The following is a 15,635-nucleotide window of genomic DNA, read 5'->3' on the forward strand; positions in this document are numbered from 1 at the left end:
TCCTCAGGTGTCGCCTTCACAGGCGTCGAATCAGGTCAAACCAGGGCTATGCCCTGATTTGATGGCCGCGTAGTATAGCTGCTTACACCTTTACAAGAAAGGCTTAACATCACCCACGCCTTCGCGAATCACTTCCGGTGCATCTTCCGTTAAATCGACAACCGTGGTCGGCTGCTGACCGAGGTAACCGCCATGAATAATCAACTCAACTACCTTTTCCAGACGGTCTTTGATCTCTTCCGGATCGGACTCGGTGAATTCACTGCCGGGCAGCATCAGCGAGGTTGAGAGCATCGGCTCACCCAGCGTTTCCAGCAAGGCCTGGGCAATCGGGTTAGACGGCACGCGCATCCCGATGGTTTTGCGCTTTTCCTGTAACAGACGGCGCGGAACCTCTTTCGTCCCTTTCAGGATGAAGGTGTAGTTGCCCGGCGTGTTATTTTTAATCAGACGAAATGCCACGTTATCGACATAAGCATAGGTCGATAGCTCAGAGAGATCCCGGCACATCAGGGTAAAGTTGTGACCGTCCGGCAACTGGCGAATACGGCAAATACGCTCCATCGCCGCTTTATCTTCAATCTTACAGCCCAGCGCATAACCCGAATCGGTCGGGTAGACGATAACGCCCCCTTTACGCACGATCTCCACGGCCTGATTGATCAGGCGCGGCTGCGGATTATCCGGATGAATATAGAAAAACTGACTCATACTTCCCTCTCTTCAAGTTGCTGTGGCTGTTCCCAGAGCTGCCAGACAGGCTCAACGCCTGCGGGTAGCCAGAGCTTGCGTCCCAGTTCTATCCACGCACAGGGCTGATGAAAATCTGAGCCTTGCGACGCCAGCAAACCAAACTGGCGGGCGTAGGTCGCAAGCTGCGAACGCTCGTTGGGCGCCTGCTGACACTGGGCGACTTCCATCGCCTCGCCACCGCATTCGGCAAAATGCGCCAGCAGTCTTTTCAGCCATTTAGCAGAAAGATTATACCGCCCCGGATGGGCCAGCACGGCCTTACCGCCAGAATGATGAATCACATCAATAGCTTGTTTTATTGTACACCACTGTGGCGGAACATATCCGGTTTTCCCGCGAGCCAGATAGCGTTTAAAGACATCCGCTATCGTTGTGGCCTTGCCCACCTCAACCAGAAAACGGGCAAAATGACCGCGCGTTACCGCGCCCCCATTTGCCAGCCTTTGTGCCCCCTCCAGTGCGCCCGGAATATGCGCCTTTTCAAGACGTTCAGCGATCATTTCTGCGCGCTGGTTGCGGCGCGTTTTTTGTTCTTGCAAAAACGCACACATTACCGGATGGTCTATATCGATGTTCAGGCCAACGATATGGATTTCGTGATTCTCCCAGACGGTCGATATCTCGACGCCAGGAACCAGTTTGAGTGCCAGACCACTGCGGGCAATCTCGGCGCGCGCGGCTGGAATGGCATCGGTTGTATCGTGATCGGTTATGGCCAGCGTGCCAACCCGCATTTCAACGGCACGATGCACCAACGCTTCGGGCGTCAGCAGACCATCGGAGGCCTGGGTATGGCTGTGTAAATCATAAATTACGGCGTAGGTGGTATCGTTCAAAGCACTTCCCGTCACAGGTTAGAGACATCTTAAAAGCCCATGATACCGACTTGCCACGAAATTCTGAAATCAAGGGTTGACAATACGCCATCGAACTAGTTAACTAGTACGCAAGTTCACACGAGAAAGGTATCTGAAAATGACTGCACATTTCACTCTGCACGGTTGGTGGCGCACTTCCTGATTTCCGGGCAGTGTCACACGTCTGCGTACAGCAAACAGATACCCGCCCGCTCATCAGCGGGCTTTTTTTTGAACAGAATAAATGAGAACAACATAATGCAAACAGCCAAACCACACCTCGAATTGCTGACCAGCGAGGCGGCCTATCGCCACAACCCAACCGCGCTGTTTCATCAGGTCTGCGGTGCGCGTCCAGCCACGTTGTTACTGGAATCCGCCGATATTGACAGCAAAGACGATCTCAAGAGCCTGCTGTTGGTGGACAGCGCGCTGCGCATTACGGCGCTAGGTGACACTGTCACTATCAAAGCGTTATCGGATAACGGTGCGGCTCTGCTGCCGTTACTGGATGCGAGCCTGCCTGCTGGTATCGAAAATGAACACCATCCTGAAATGCGCGTTCTGCACTTCCCGGCGGTGAGCCAACTGCTGGACGAAGACGCACGCCTGTGCTCTCTTTCCGTTTTTGATGCCTTCCGTCTGCTGCAAAATCTGGTCACCGTGCCGGAAGATGAACGCGAAGCAATGTTCTTTGGCGGGCTGTTTGCTTACGACCTGGTGGCCGGGTTCGAAGATTTACCGGACATTGAACAGGGTAACCGCTGCCCCGACTACTGCTTCTACCTGGCCGAAACCTTACTGGTGATCGACCACCAGAAAAAAAACACCCGTATTCAGGCAAGCCTCTTCACGCCATCCGCGACAGAGAAAAAACGCCTTGAGCAGCGTATTGAGCAGTTGCAGCAACAAATGACCGAAGCGCCGCCTGCGCTGCCTGTACATCGTGTCGAGAAAATGACCTGTGAGGTTAATCAGAGCGACGATCAGTACGGTGCCGTGGTTCGCCAGATGCAAAAAGCGATTCGCGCCGGAGAAATTTTCCAGGTTGTTCCGTCCCGTCGTTTCTCTCTGCCCTGCCCGTCGCCGCTCGCGGCCTATGACGTGCTGAAAAAGAGCAACCCAAGCCCGTACATGTTCTTTATGCAGGACAACGATTTCACCCTGTTTGGCGCATCCCCTGAAAGTTCACTGAAATATGACGCCACCAGCCGCCAGATTGAGATCTACCCGATTGCCGGAACCCGGCCACGCGGCCGTCGAGCCAATGGCTCGCTGGATCGCGATCTCGACAGCCGTATTGAGCTGGAAATGCGTACCGACCATAAAGAGCTCTCCGAGCATCTGATGCTGGTTGATCTGGCCCGTAACGACCTGGCGCGCATTTGTACCCCTGGCAGCCGCTACGTGGCGGACTTAACCAAGGTCGACCGCTACTCGTTTGTTATGCATCTGGTATCCCGCGTGGTGGGCGAACTGCGCAGTGACCTCGACGTGCTTCACGCCTACCGCGCCTGTATGAACATGGGCACGCTGAGCGGCGCGCCGAAAGTTCGCGCCATGCAGCTGATCGCGGCGGCTGAAGGGCGCCGTCGCGGCAGTTACGGTGGTGCAGTGGGCTACTTCACTGCCCATGGCGATCTGGATACCTGCATTGTGATCCGCTCCGCCTACGTTGAGGACGGTATCGCTACCGTGCAGGCAGGCGCAGGGATTGTTCTGGATTCTGTTCCGCAGTCTGAAGCTGACGAAACCCGCAGTAAAGCCCGCGCGGTATTGCGAGCCATTGCTACCGCACATCACGCACAGGAGATTTTCTGATGGCTGACATTCTGCTGCTCGATAACATCGACTCTTTTACCTATAACCTGGCAGATCAGCTGCGTGCGAATGGTCACAACGTCGTTATCTATCGTAACCATGTTCCGGCACAGACGCTGATAGACCGTCTGGCAACCATGCAAAACCCGGTGCTGATGCTCTCTCCTGGCCCAGGTGCCCCCAGTGAAGCGGGCTGTATGCCGGAGCTGCTGACCCGTATGCGCGGTAAACTGCCGATTATCGGTATCTGCCTGGGTCACCAGGCGATTGTGGAAGCCTATGGCGGCTATGTGGGTCAGGCAGGTGAAATCCTGCATGGCAAAGCCTCCAGCATTGAACATGACGGCCAGGCGATGTTTGCCGGCCTGCCAAATCCGCTGCCGGTTGCGCGCTATCACTCCCTGGTGGGCAGCAACATCCCGGCCGGGCTGACCATTAACGCCTCGTTTGAAGGGATGGTGATGGCCGTGCGCCACGATGCGGATCGCGTCTGCGGCATGCAGTTCCATCCGGAGTCGATTCTCACGACCCATGGCGCGCGACTGCTGGAGCAGACGCTGGACTGGGCGTTGCAGAAACTGGAGCAGACCAACACGCTGCAACCGATTCTGGAAAAGCTGTATCAGGCGCAGACCCTGAGCCAGCAGGAGAGCCACCAGCTCTTTTCTGCCGTGGTTCGCGGTGAGCTGAAACCTGAACAGCTGGCGGCCGCACTGGTAAGCATGAAAGTGCGCGGCGAAAGCCCGCAAGAAATCGCCGGTGCCGCCACGGCCCTGCTGGAAAATGCCGCCTCCTTCCCGCGCCCGGATTATCAGTTTGCGGATATCGTCGGCACCGGGGGAGATGGCAGCAATAGCATCAATATCTCCACCGCCAGTGCCTTCGTGGCCGCGGCGTGTGGCCTGAAGGTGGCGAAACACGGTAACCGCAGCGTCTCCAGCCGCTCGGGCTCGTCCGATTTGCTGGCTGCCTTCGGCATTAACCTGGATATGAACGCCGAACGCTCCCGTGAAGCGCTGGACGATCTGGGCGTCTGCTTCCTGTTTGCGCCGAAGTATCACACTGGTTTCCGCCATGCGATGCCGGTTCGTCAGCAGCTCAAAACACGCACGCTGTTTAACGTACTGGGGCCGCTGATCAACCCGGCGCACCCGCCGCTGGCGCTGATTGGTGTTTACAGCCCGGAACTGGTTCTGCCAATTGCGGAAACCTTGCGCGTGCTCGGTTATCAGCGCGCAGCAGTGGTTCACAGCGGGGGTATGGATGAAGTGTCCCTTCACGCGCCAACTCTCGTCGCGGAACTGCGCAATGGCGAAATCCTGAGCTACCAGCTGGAAGCCGCCGACTTTGGTTTAACGCCGTATCATCAGGAGGCGCTGGCAGGCGGCACGCCGGAAGAAAACCGTGACATTCTCACGCGCTTATTACAAGGTAAGGGAGAGGTCGCCCATGAGGCAGCCGTGGCAGCCAACGTCGCCATGCTGATGCGATTGCACGGCGAAGAGGATCTCAAAGCCAACGCACAAAAAGTTCTGGACGTACTGCGCTCTGGTGCAGCTTACGATCGCGTTACCGCACTTGCGGCAAGAGGGTAAAGAATGCAGACCGTTTTAGCGAAAATCGTTGCCGATAAGGCCATCTGGGTGGAAGCCCGCAAAGCGCAGCAGCCGCTTGCCAGTTTTCAGAACGACGTCGTCCCAAGCAGCCGTCGTTTCTATGATGCCCTGCAGGGCGCGCGCACCGCATTTATTCTTGAGTGCAAAAAAGCCTCCCCGTCGAAAGGCGTTATCCGTGAGGATTTCGATCCGGCGCGTATTGCCGGCATTTATAAGCATCATGCGTCGGCGATCTCTGTGCTGACGGATGAGAAATATTTCCAGGGCAGCTTCGATTTTCTGCCTGTTGTCAGCAGCATCGCGCCGCAACCGATTCTGTGCAAAGACTTTATTATCGACCCGTATCAGATCTGGCTGGCGCGTTTTTACCAGGCTGACGCCTGCCTGCTAATGCTCTCGGTGCTCGACGACGAGCAGTATCGCCAGCTGGCTGCGGTGGCGCACAGCCTCAACATGGGCGTGCTGACCGAGGTGAGCAACGAAGAAGAGCTGGATCGAGCCATTGCACTGCAGGCGAAAGTGGTCGGGATTAACAACCGCGATCTGCGCGATCTGTCAATTGACCTGAATCGTACGCGTCAGCTGGCACCGCGTCTGGGCTCTGGCGTGACTGTTATCAGTGAATCCGGGATCAACAGCTACGCCCAGGTGCGTGAGCTGAGCCACTTTGCCAACGGTTTTCTGATTGGCTCCGCGATGATGGCACATGACGATCTCAATGCCGCAGTGCGTCGGGTGCTGTTGGGTGAAAACAAAGTGTGTGGCTTAACCCGCGAACAGGATGCCCAAGCCGCCTATGAGGCGGGGGCTATTTACGGCGGGTTGATCTTTGTGGACGCCTCACCGCGTGCGGTGAGCGATGAACAGGCACGCAAGGTGATAGCGGCAGCCCCACTCAGCTATGTGGGCGTCTTCCGTAACGCTGATATTGCGGACGTTACGGCAAAAGCCGAGGCGTTATCCCTTAGTGCAGTACAACTGCACGGTGATGAAGATCAGGCATACATCGATGCCCTGCGTGCCGGGCTGGCTCCTCAGGTTCAGATCTGGAAAGCGCAGAGCGTGGGCAGCACCCTGCCAGCACGTAACCTGAATCATGTTGATAAATACGTGCTCGATAACGGCCAGGGCGGTACAGGCCAGCGTTTTGACTGGTCACTGCTGAACGGCGAAGCGCTGGACAATGTCCTGCTGGCGGGTGGACTTAGCCCGGATAACTGTGTGGAAGCAGCCAAAACCGGCTGCGCGGGCCTCGATTTCAATTCAGGCGTAGAGTCGCAACCGGGCATCAAAGATGCCAGTAAGCTGGCCTCGGTATTTAAAACTCTGCGTGCATATTAAGGAAGAAAAAATGACGACATTACTTAACCCGTATTTTGGTGAGTTCGGCGGGATGTACGTTCCGCAGATCCTGATGCCCGCACTGCGCCAGCTGGAAGAAGCGTTTGTGAGCGCACAGAAAGATCCAGCGTTTCAGGCTGAATTTACCGACCTGCTGAAAAACTACGCGGGCCGTCCAACAGCGCTGACCAAATGCCGCAACCTGACGGAAGGCACCAAAACCACGCTGTACCTCAAGCGTGAAGACCTGCTGCACGGCGGCGCGCATAAAACCAACCAGGTGTTAGGACAGGCGCTGCTGGCAAAACGGATGGGCAAAACCGAGATCATCGCCGAAACCGGCGCGGGTCAGCACGGCGTGGCATCAGCACTGGCCAGCGCCCTCCTCGGCCTGAAATGCCGCATCTATATGGGGGCGAAAGACGTTGAGCGTCAGTCTCCGAACGTATTCCGTATGCGTCTGATGGGCGCAGAAGTGATCCCGGTTCACAGTGGTTCAGCCACGCTGAAAGATGCCTGTAACGAAGCGCTGCGCGACTGGTCTGGTAGCTATGAAACCGCGCACTACATGCTCGGCACGGCCGCTGGCCCGCACCCGTTCCCGACTATCGTGCGTGAATTCCAGCGCATGATTGGCGAAGAGACCAAAGCGCAGATCCTTGAAAAAGAAGGCCGTCTGCCGGACGCGGTGATTGCCTGTGTGGGCGGAGGGTCAAACGCCATCGGGATGTTCGCTGATTTTATCGACGAAACCCGTGTTGGCCTGATCGGCGTGGAGCCAGCGGGTCACGGGATTGAAACCGGTGAGCACGGCGCTCCGCTGAAACATGGCCGCGTGGGGATCTACTTCGGCATGAAAGCGCCGATGATGCAGACCGATGAAGGTCAGATTGAAGAGTCGTACTCCATCTCTGCCGGTCTGGATTTCCCGTCCGTCGGGCCACAGCATGCGTTCCTGAACAGCACCGGACGCGCGGACTACGTCTCCATCACCGATGACGAAGCGCTGGAAGCGTTTAAGACGCTGTGCCGCAGCGAAGGGATCATACCGGCACTGGAGTCCTCGCATGCTCTGGCGCATGCGCTGAAAATGATGAAAGAAAACCCGGAAAAAGAGCAACTGCTGGTCGTTAACCTTTCCGGTCGCGGTGATAAAGATATCTTCACCGTTCACGATATTCTGAAAGCACGAGGGGAAATCTGATGGAACGCTACGATAACGCATTTGCACAACTGAAATCCCGCCAGGAAGGCGCGTTCGTTCCCTTCGTCACGCTGGGCGATCCGGGCCCGGAGCAGTCGCTAAAAATTATCGACACCCTGATTGAAGCCGGTGCCGATGCGCTGGAGTTGGGGATCCCGTTCTCTGACCCGCTGGCGGATGGCCCGACCATTCAGAACGCCACCCTGCGTGCCTTTGCCGTGGGCGTCACCCCAACGCAGTGTTTTGAGATGCTGGCCGCGATCCGTCAGAAGCACCCGACCATTCCGATTGGCCTGCTGATGTATGCCAACCTGGTCTTTAACCGCGGAATCGACGAATTTTATGCCGAGTGCGCGCGGGTCGGCGTAGACTCCGTGCTGGTGGCCGACGTCCCGGTTGAAGAATCTGCACCGTTCCGCCAGGCGGCTATGCGTCATAACGTGGCGCCGATTTTCATCTGCCCGCCAAACGCCGATGACGAACTGCTGCGCCAGATTGCATCTTACGGCCGTGGTTACACCTACCTGCTCTCCCGCGCGGGCGTGACGGGTGCTGAAAACAAAGCCGCGCTGCCGCTGCATCATCTGGTAGAAAAACTGGCTGAATACCACGCAGCGCCTCCGCTGCAGGGATTCGGGATTTCATCCCCGGATCAGGTTACGGCGGCAATTGACGCAAAAGCGGCAGGCGCGATCTCCGGCTCTGCTATCGTCAAAATCATTGAGAAGAACGTGGACAAACCCGATCAGATGCTGGCTGAACTCAAAGCATTTGTTACGGCGATGAAAGCAGCAACGCGTAAAGCCTGATCCTTCCACCGTCTGGCGACTCAGCCAGACGGTCTTCCTCTTATATTCCCGCTATCACTTAAGCGTTACGCCAAAATTGATCCCATCGATATTTTCGGCGTGAATGGCTTTTCAAACCTTGCCGTAAGCGTATGATTTGGTCTCTTTTCGGCTTTAAACCTTCTGAGTTCAGAGGCTTACTCATGTCATGGCAATACTTCAAACAGACTTACCTGGTTAAGTTCTGGTCACCAGTACCGGCCGTCATCGCGGCGGGGATCCTTTCCACCTACTATTTCGGCATTACCGGCACCTTCTGGGCCGTAACCGGCGAATTCACCCGCTGGGGTGGGCAACTGCTGCAGCTCGCTGGCGTACATACCGAGGAGTGGGGTTACTTTAAGCTTATTCATCTGGACGGCACGCCGCTGACCCGTATCGACGGTATGATGATTATCGGCATGTTCGGGGGCTGTTTTGCCGCCGCGCTGTGGGCTAACAACGTTAAGTTGCGAATGCCTAAAAGCCGGATACGCGTTATGCAGGCGATTGTCGGCGGCATGATTGCCGGATTCGGCGCCCGTCTGGCGATGGGGTGTAACCTGGCCGCTTTCTTTACCGGCATTCCACAGTTTTCGCTGCACGCCTGGTTTTTTGCTGTCGCCACGGCGATTGGCTCTTACTTTGGCGCGAAGTTTACCCTCCTGCCGCTGTTCCGCATTCCGGTCAAAATGGTGAAGGTCAGCGCTGCCTCGCCGCTGACGCAAAAGCCTTCTCAGGCGCGTCGTCGTTTTCGTCTCGGCATGTTGGTCTTTTTCGCCATGGTCGCCTGGGCGCTCTGTACGGCGCTCAACCAGCCTAAGCTGGGCCTGGCCATGCTGTTCGGTGTCGGTTTCGGCCTGCTGATAGAACGTGCGCAGATTTGCTTCACCTCGGCGTTTCGCGATATGTGGATCACCGGCCGTACAATGATGGCCAAAGCGATTATTGCGGGTATGGCGGTAAGCGCCATTGGCATCTTCAGCTATGTGCAACTGGGTGTTGAGCCGAAAATCATGTGGGCTGGTCCGAACGCGGTGATTGGCGGTCTGCTGTTTGGCTTCGGAATTGTACTGGCTGGCGGGTGTGAAACCGGCTGGATGTACCGCGCGGTTGAAGGTCAGGTGCATTACTGGTGGGTAGGTCTGGGGAACGTCATCGGCTCCACCCTGCTGGCCTGGTACTGGGACGATTTGTCTCCGGTGCTGGCCACGAACTGGGACAAGGTGAATCTGCTCAGCACGTTTGGCCCGCTCGGCGGGCTGCTGGTGACCTACGCCCTGCTGCTGGTCGCTTTTTTACTGGTTGTCGCGCAAGAGAAACGCTTCTTTCGCCGTGCCACGGTTAAACCTGAACCCCAGGAGAATGCAGCATGAAAGAGATTGTGCCTGACTACCGCCTTGATATGGTCGGTGAACCGTGTCCTTACCCGGCTGTCGCTACGCTTGAAGCGCTCCCGCAGCTTCAAAAAGGGGAAATTCTGGAAGTGGTGAGCGACTGCCCGCAGTCCATCAACAACATTCCTCTGGATGCCAAAAACCACGGTTACACCGTACTGGATATTCAGCAGGATGGCCCGACCATTCGCTATCTTATCCAGAAGTAAACCGCCAGGTGACGGGGGGCGTCCCCCCCGTCAAAAAAGCTGCCTCACCTCCCATTTTGATGGCGAATACAGCGCCACTGAAAATGGTAGCACTACACTTAAAGTGGATAAAAAACAAACAGGAGGTGAGGTATGTTTAATTCAATTTTAGTCCCTGTCGATATCTCTGAAAGTCGTCTGACCGAACAGGTGATTCCCTATGTTCAGGCAAACGCAGCAATCGGTAACGGTAAAATCCATTTTCTGACGGTAGTGCCTTCTTTCCCTTACTATTCATCGCTTGGGCTGGCGTATTCGGTTGAAATGCCAAAGCTGGCGGAGATTCAGGAGGAAGCCCTTACGAAGCTCAAAGAGATGGTTAAGCAGTTTAATTTACCTGCCGATCGTGTGGAGACACACGCCATCTCAGGTGCGCCTAAAGATCAGATCCTGAAGCTGGCTGACAGTATCAACGCAGACCTTATTATCATTGCGTCCCATCGACCGGATATCACAACCTACCTTTTAGGTTCAAACGCGGCGGTTGTGGTACGCCATGCAAAATGCCCGGTGCTGGTTGTACGCTAGCGAGGCTGCTGAGAAACTTAAGCCCCGGAATTCCGGGGCTTATTTAAGACGTTGTACAATAAAATAATTTCGATAAACGGACTTAACAATGAAAAAAGTAGTGATGCTGGTATGCCTTGCCACAGCAATAACGGGCTGTGCTCCTCTCGCGCCTGAAGGTTGTCAGAAGAAAACCGCTCTCGACTCGTGCTCCTATAAGCAGTCCGGTAAAGTCTCCGATAAGGATATCTATGGTCAACAGGCTGCCGCGATAAAGAAAGCGCTGGACTCGGCGCTGGCCGATCCACACGCCTGGAATGGTAAGCGATGCAACATGCATCTCGACTTTACCGTCGACGGGCTACTGCAGAACCTGGAGATAAAAGGCGGAGACAAAGCATATTGCCAGGCTTTAGCCGACGCGGCAACACGGGCCACCTTCCCGCCCTTCACAGACGAGCGTGTGTTTCAGGATATGGGTTCTGCCCGCTGGAACATGGAGGGGCAACCGTAGAGGTAAGCCGGTAGAAAGACTGGCCATGTTCTGGCCAGTCCCGGAAAGTAGAATCAGAAACGATAACCTGCAGAGAACATAAATACCCATGGATCCAGACGGGTACTGATGCTTTGTTGCTGTCCGCCTGCCTTGAAGCGGACATCGGTATCGATATCCATATACCAGACTGAGGCGTTAATTAACCAGTCGCGGTTAATGAGATAGTCCATCCCCACCTGTCCTGCCACGCCCCATGAATCTTTCAGACTGAGATCGGTCAGTCCGGCCTCTTTACCGGTATCGTTAAACTTCTCATCAAAGAAGGTTGTGTAGTTCACGCCTGCGCCAATATAGGGACGCAGTTTGCTGCTTGAGTCACCAAAGTACCACTGCGCCATCAGCGTTGGCGGCAGATGATGCACCGTGGCGATATCACCGGTTGGGCCTAAACCAACGCGATGACGGAATGGCGTCGCTGCCAGAAGCTCAACGCCAATGTTATCCGTCGCCATATACGTGAATGTTAAACCTAACTGGGTGTTGTTGCTGACGTTGAAGCCGCCCATTCCCAGCACGTTATCAGAACCTTCAGTTGGACGTACCGTTGCCGAACCGGCACGAATAAAGAATTCACCTGCTTCATGCGCATACGCGCCGCCAGAGAGACTGCTTAAGATAAGGGCTGCCACCGCTAATTTTTTCATATCCGCTCCATCGTTGTGGTTTTAGCTGCGGATGAGAATATACTCACAAATGAGTAATAAGTGATCTGTCACAGATCACATTAAAACCAGTAACTTAACATTCATTGATCTGGGTTAATTTTTGGTGACACACCGTAAGGCCAAAAGTTGTTCTTACGTCAATTTTTGGCATTTCCCGGTTACAAAATTTTCTGTTTCCCCCCTCTTGCTCTTCGAATGGCGGCTGGATAATTTAGCGCTCTCACAATGTGATTTGATGCGTTCTTTTTTGCAGGTGTGCCATGAGTGATATGAACCCGTGCATGACGTGCGGAGCCTGTTGTGCGTATTTTCGAGTCTCTTTCTACTGGGCCGAAGCCAGCGATGGCGGCGGCACCGTTCCGGTTCATCTCACTGAACCGTTATCCCCTTTTCTGCGCTGCATGAGCGGTACGAATCAAAAGCAGGCCCGCTGTGTGGCGTTACAAGGCGAGCCAGGCGTGTCGACCCGCTGCTCCATCTATGAGGATCGCCCCAGCCCGTGTCGGGACTTTGCGATGTCTGGCGAAGAGGGTCAGGTCAACGAAGCCTGTAATCGCGCCCGCGCGCGCTTCGGATTACCGCCGCTTTACAAAGATATGCTTTTCCATACAAGCCTTGATGCTGCCACGACCGCGTTATCCGGTGTACAATTGCCGGCTAATTAACACCTGCAATACTCAAGGAGAGTGCATGTCTATCACGGCGAAGTCTGTCTACCGTGACACGGGAAACTTTTTCCGCAATCAGTTCGTAACCTTTTTACTGATCGCGTTGTTATGCGCCTTTATTACGGTGGTGCTGGGTCACGCGTTCTCTCCGAGTGACGAACAGATCGCCAGCCTGAGCCAGGGCGACCATCTTGCAGGGAGCGTGGGGTTGTTTGAGCTGGTGCAAAACATGACGCCAGAGCAGCAGCAAATCCTGCTGCGGGCCTCTGCGGCATCGACTTTCTCTGGACTGATCGGTAATGCCATTCTCGCGGGCGGTGTTCTGCTGATGATCCAGCTGGTTTCTGCAGGCCACCGCGTCAGCGCCTTACGGGCGATCGGTGCCAGCGCGCCGGTATTGCCTAAGCTGTTTATCCTCATCTTTTTAACCACCCTGCTGGTACAAATGGGGATCATGCTCGTTGTGGTTCCAGGCGTGCTGCTGGCTATCGTCCTCGCGTTCGCTCCGGTGATGGTGGTGCAGGACAAAATGGGGATCTTTACCGCCATGCGCAGCAGCATCAAACTGGCATGGGCCAACATGCGCCTGGTGGCACCGGCCGTAATTAGCTGGCTGCTGGCCAAAACGCTCCTGCTGCTGTTTGCCCCAAACTTTGCAGTCTTAACGCCGAACGTCGGTGCGGTGGTAGCCAACACGCTGAGTAACCTGATTTCAGCGATACTGCTGGTTTATCTGTTCCGCCTGTATATGTTAATTCGTCAGTAATCCTGTGGCCGGGTGCATCGCAAAACCCGGCCCCACACAGAAGATGGAATCACAGAATGAAGCAGTTTCTTGATTTTTTACCGCTGGTCGTGTTTTTCGCGTTTTATAAGCTGTATGACATTTATGCAGCCACAATGGCGCTGATCGTTGCTACCGCTATCGTGCTGATCTACAGCTGGGTTCGCTATCGTAAAGTCGAAAAAATGGCTCTGATTACGTTCGCACTGGTGGCCGTGTTCGGTGGGCTGACGCTGTTCTTCCACAATGATGAATTCATTAAATGGAAAGTCACCGTGATTTACGCGCTGTTTGCCGGTGCGTTGCTGATCAGCCAGTGGGTAATGAAAAAGCCACTGATCCAGCGCATGCTGGGTAAAGAGCTGACGCTGCCACAGGAAGTATGGTCTCGTCTGAATATCGCCTGGGCGCTGTTCTTTATTCTTTGCGGCCTGGCGAATATCTACATCGCCTTCTGGCTGCCGCAGAGTATCTGGGTCAACTTCAAGGTCTTTGGCCTGACAGCGCTGACGCTCATCTTCACTCTGTTAAGCGGTGTCTATATCTACCGGCACATGCCGCAGGATGATAAACACTGATGAATCCCCGACCAGAACGTGCACAACAGGCGTTCTGGTCTATTCTCTCCTGCCAAAAATCATAGTAGCATCCCGCCTGAAGTCTTCAGTTACGAGTTTAAAACAATGACAACAAATGACGCCCCTCAGGGCGAACTGGTTTTACGCACACTGGCAATGCCTGCGGACACGAATGCCAATGGCGATATTTTTGGCGGCTGGCTGATGTCGCAAATGGATATGGGCGGCGCAATTCTGGCAAAAGAGATCGCGCATGGTCGCGTTGTGACCGTCCGGGTGGATGGGATGACCTTCCTGCGCCCGGTCGCGGTGGGTGATGTGGTCTGCTGCTATGCACGCTGCGTCAAGCGCGGTAATACTTCCATTTCCATTAACATTGAAGTCTGGGTGAAAAAGGTCTCATCTGAACCGATTGGACAGCGTTATAAAGCAACAGAAGCGCTGTTTATTTATGTGGCAGTCGATAGCGAGGGCAAACCCCGCCAGCTGCCTCAGGCCTGATCGTCAGACATAAAAAAGCCTCCTTTCGGAGGCTTTTCTTATTCCATCTGCGCCCCGCCGTTCAGGCGGAAAACAATATTAACGATCAACCCACTGCCTGGTTTGCCTGGCTCATAACGCCATCTGCGCATCGCCGATTTCACTTCTCGCTCAAACATATTTGAAGGCTGAGCAGACAAGATTTCCACGTTATCAACACGCCCGTCCGGGGTAACGTCAAATTTGACCCGCACACGACCTTCAATGCGCAACGCCTGAGCACGAGGAGGATATTGCGGCTGGTTGCGGCTCACGGCGCGCGGGCCAGCGGGCGCGGTTGGCGTCGGTTTTGCGGTCGCGGGCGTGTTATTCATCAACGGACGCGAAGGCGCTGTGTTTTCTACCCTCTGCGTAGCGCGTGGTTCAACCGGACGTTCTTCCCGTTTAGGGCGCTCCTCCACCTTTTTCACCGGTTTTGGTTTCGGCTTAGGCTTCGGTTTGGGTTCTGGCTTATGGATCACCACCGGCGCTTCCTTTGGTGGCTCCGGAACCGGCTCAGGTTCTGGTTCTGGCTCCGGCTCAGCAACCGGCTGCGGCGGTGGTGCAACCTGCGGCGGCTCAAGATCCGCAGGCGAGACCATCGTCACTGAAATGGGCTGCGAAGGCGCTGGCATTTCAATAACCTGATGAACCGAGGTATAGAGCAAACCCGCCACGACAGCACCGTGAATCACGACAGAAAGCAGCGTCGGCCAGGGAAAGCGGCGAGGTAAATCAAGGGTCATCGAAGTCATAATCATCAACGTTAAAAAACCGAATCCTGATTTTAAATGCAAATAGCAATCATATTCAATAAGACACTTTGTTCTGGCGCAATTTAGGCGCGGGAGAGGCCAAAAAAGAGGCATTCAGATCAGGGTATTAACATTGTTTTTATTTTACATTGCAGTCAGTTGTCCTTTCACATAACGTAACTGACACTTTTAATGGTTAAGGAGCTTCACCGTGTTTTACGTGATTTACTCTGAAGATGTCGCTGATTCCCTGGAAAAACGCCAGTCTGTACGCCCTGCTCACCTCGCACGCTTACAGTTGCTGCAGGATGAAGGGCGTTTACTGACTGCGGGCCCTATGCCGGCCGTCGACAGCAACGATCCGGGTGCTGCCGGTTTTTCTGGCTCCACGGTGATTGCCGAGTTTGAATCCCTGGAGGCCGCTCAGGCCTGGGCCGATGCCGATCCGTACGTTGCTGCGGGTGTGTATGCGAAAGTGACGGTTCGACCGTACAAGAAAGTGTTCTGATACTAAAAAAGGCTCCCTCAGGAGCCTTTCT

The 15,635-nt window shown here is 55.0% G+C and carries 19 protein-coding genes and 1 other annotated feature; of the genes, 15 read left to right on the plus strand and 4 right to left on the minus strand.

Translation table 11 applies throughout. The annotated features are described in order from the left end of the window. Nucleotides 1-90: 90 nt before the first annotated feature. Complete coding sequence (locus AC2FAK_RS03035; RefSeq protein ID WP_013096362.1) at nt 91-711, minus strand: L-threonylcarbamoyladenylate synthase; 621 nt, start codon at nt 709-711, stop codon at nt 91-93. Further along, nucleotides 708-1,589, minus strand: coding sequence for an RNase RNM (rnm, locus tag AC2FAK_RS03040; RefSeq protein ID WP_095454512.1), 882 nt, complete (start codon nt 1,587-1,589; stop codon nt 708-710). Before rnm ends, AC2FAK_RS03035 begins: the two co-directional genes overlap by 4 nt. Before the next feature lie 139 nt (nt 1,590-1,728). Here rnm and trpL point away from each other — a divergent pair, with 139 nt between their 5' ends. From trpL to AC2FAK_RS03090, 10 genes are all read left to right on the plus strand, one after another. After that, nucleotides 1,729-1,773 carry a trp operon leader peptide gene (trpL, locus tag AC2FAK_RS03045; protein ID WP_106993556.1) on the plus strand — a complete coding sequence of 15 codons (45 nt, stop codon included), beginning with the start codon at nt 1,729-1,731 and terminating at the stop codon, nt 1,771-1,773. Beyond that, nucleotides 1,750-1,843 (plus strand) — a sequence feature (Trp leader region). It overlaps the preceding gene by 24 nt. Before the next feature lie 25 nt (nt 1,844-1,868). Next, a complete protein-coding gene (locus AC2FAK_RS03050) occupies nt 1,869-3,431 on the plus strand; it encodes an anthranilate synthase component 1 (RefSeq protein ID WP_095454513.1) in 1,563 nt (520 codons plus the stop codon). Next, nucleotides 3,431-5,026 carry a bifunctional anthranilate synthase glutamate amidotransferase component TrpG/anthranilate phosphoribosyltransferase TrpD gene (trpD, locus tag AC2FAK_RS03055; protein ID WP_095454514.1) on the plus strand — a complete coding sequence of 532 codons (1,596 nt, stop codon included), beginning with the start codon at nt 3,431-3,433 and terminating at the stop codon, nt 5,024-5,026. Before AC2FAK_RS03050 ends, trpD begins: the two co-directional genes overlap by 1 nt. A 3-nt stretch (nt 5,027-5,029) precedes the next feature. Beyond that, nucleotides 5,030-6,388, plus strand: coding sequence for a bifunctional indole-3-glycerol-phosphate synthase TrpC/phosphoribosylanthranilate isomerase TrpF (gene trpCF / locus AC2FAK_RS03060; protein WP_095454515.1), 1,359 nt, complete (start codon nt 5,030-5,032; stop codon nt 6,386-6,388). A 10-nt stretch (nt 6,389-6,398) separates the two neighbouring features. Next, the gene (gene trpB / locus AC2FAK_RS03065; RefSeq protein WP_028013413.1) at nt 6,399-7,592 is read left to right on the plus strand and encodes a tryptophan synthase subunit beta; all 1,194 of its coding nucleotides are present in this window, start codon (nt 6,399-6,401) and stop codon (nt 7,590-7,592) included. Next, nucleotides 7,592-8,401, plus strand: a complete 810-nt coding sequence (gene trpA, locus AC2FAK_RS03070) for a tryptophan synthase subunit alpha (protein ID WP_095454516.1) — start codon at nt 7,592-7,594, stop codon at nt 8,399-8,401. The genes trpB and trpA overlap by 1 nt, the downstream gene beginning before the upstream one ends. Nucleotides 8,402-8,583: 182 nt before the next feature. Next, nucleotides 8,584-9,795, plus strand: coding sequence for a selenium metabolism membrane protein YedE/FdhT (gene yedE, locus AC2FAK_RS03075; RefSeq protein ID WP_029883576.1), 1,212 nt, complete (start codon nt 8,584-8,586; stop codon nt 9,793-9,795). Beyond that, entirely contained in the window at nt 9,792-10,025 is a 234-nt protein-coding gene (gene yedF / locus AC2FAK_RS03080; RefSeq protein WP_013096288.1) for a sulfurtransferase-like selenium metabolism protein YedF, read from the plus strand. Before yedE ends, yedF begins: the two co-directional genes overlap by 4 nt. 132 nt (nt 10,026-10,157) lie before the next feature. After that, entirely contained in the window at nt 10,158-10,592 is a 435-nt protein-coding gene (uspF, locus tag AC2FAK_RS03085) for a universal stress protein UspF (RefSeq protein WP_013096287.1), read from the plus strand. An 88-nt stretch (nt 10,593-10,680) separates the two neighbouring features. Beyond that, nucleotides 10,681-11,085 carry a cell envelope integrity TolA C-terminal domain-containing protein gene (locus AC2FAK_RS03090; RefSeq protein ID WP_046889824.1) on the plus strand — a complete coding sequence of 135 codons (405 nt, stop codon included), beginning with the start codon at nt 10,681-10,683 and terminating at the stop codon, nt 11,083-11,085. 53 nt (nt 11,086-11,138) lie between these two features. Here the strand turns inward: AC2FAK_RS03090 and ompW are convergent, their stop codons facing one another. Then, nucleotides 11,139-11,771: an outer membrane protein OmpW gene (gene ompW, locus AC2FAK_RS03095; protein ID WP_013096285.1), complete on the minus strand. Its 633-nt coding sequence runs from the start codon at nt 11,769-11,771 to the stop codon at nt 11,139-11,141. A 281-nt stretch (nt 11,772-12,052) separates the two neighbouring features. Here ompW and AC2FAK_RS03100 point away from each other — a divergent pair, with 281 nt between their 5' ends. The 4 genes from AC2FAK_RS03100 to yciA all read left to right on the plus strand — a co-directional run bounded on the left by AC2FAK_RS03100 (nt 12,053) and on the right by yciA (nt 14,323). Continuing rightward, nucleotides 12,053-12,457, plus strand: a complete 405-nt coding sequence (locus AC2FAK_RS03100) for a YkgJ family cysteine cluster protein (RefSeq protein ID WP_058650762.1) — start codon at nt 12,053-12,055, stop codon at nt 12,455-12,457. A gap of 25 nt (nt 12,458-12,482) precedes the next feature. Beyond that, a complete protein-coding gene (locus tag AC2FAK_RS03105; protein WP_013096283.1) occupies nt 12,483-13,226 on the plus strand; it encodes a YciC family protein in 744 nt (247 codons plus the stop codon). Nucleotides 13,227-13,282: 56 nt separating this feature from the next. After that, nucleotides 13,283-13,822 (plus strand): septation protein A, encoded by a 540-nt coding sequence (locus AC2FAK_RS03110; RefSeq protein WP_038419778.1) that lies wholly within the window; start codon nt 13,283-13,285, stop codon nt 13,820-13,822. A 105-nt stretch (nt 13,823-13,927) separates the two neighbouring features. Further along, a complete protein-coding gene (gene yciA, locus AC2FAK_RS03115) occupies nt 13,928-14,323 on the plus strand; it encodes an acyl-CoA thioester hydrolase YciA (RefSeq protein ID WP_013096281.1) in 396 nt (131 codons plus the stop codon). A gap of 38 nt (nt 14,324-14,361) precedes the next feature. Here the strand turns inward: yciA and tonB are convergent, their stop codons facing one another. Next, nucleotides 14,362-15,087: a TonB system transport protein TonB gene (tonB, locus tag AC2FAK_RS03120; protein WP_013096280.1), complete on the minus strand. Its 726-nt coding sequence runs from the start codon at nt 15,085-15,087 to the stop codon at nt 14,362-14,364. Between the two features lie 220 nt (nt 15,088-15,307). Here tonB and AC2FAK_RS03125 point away from each other — a divergent pair, with 220 nt between their 5' ends. After that, nucleotides 15,308-15,604 carry a YciI family protein gene (locus tag AC2FAK_RS03125; protein ID WP_013096279.1) on the plus strand — a complete coding sequence of 99 codons (297 nt, stop codon included), beginning with the start codon at nt 15,308-15,310 and terminating at the stop codon, nt 15,602-15,604. Nucleotides 15,605-15,635: the final 31 nt, after the last annotated feature.

The organism is Enterobacter cloacae complex sp. 394F7 (genome assembly GCF_057320385.1).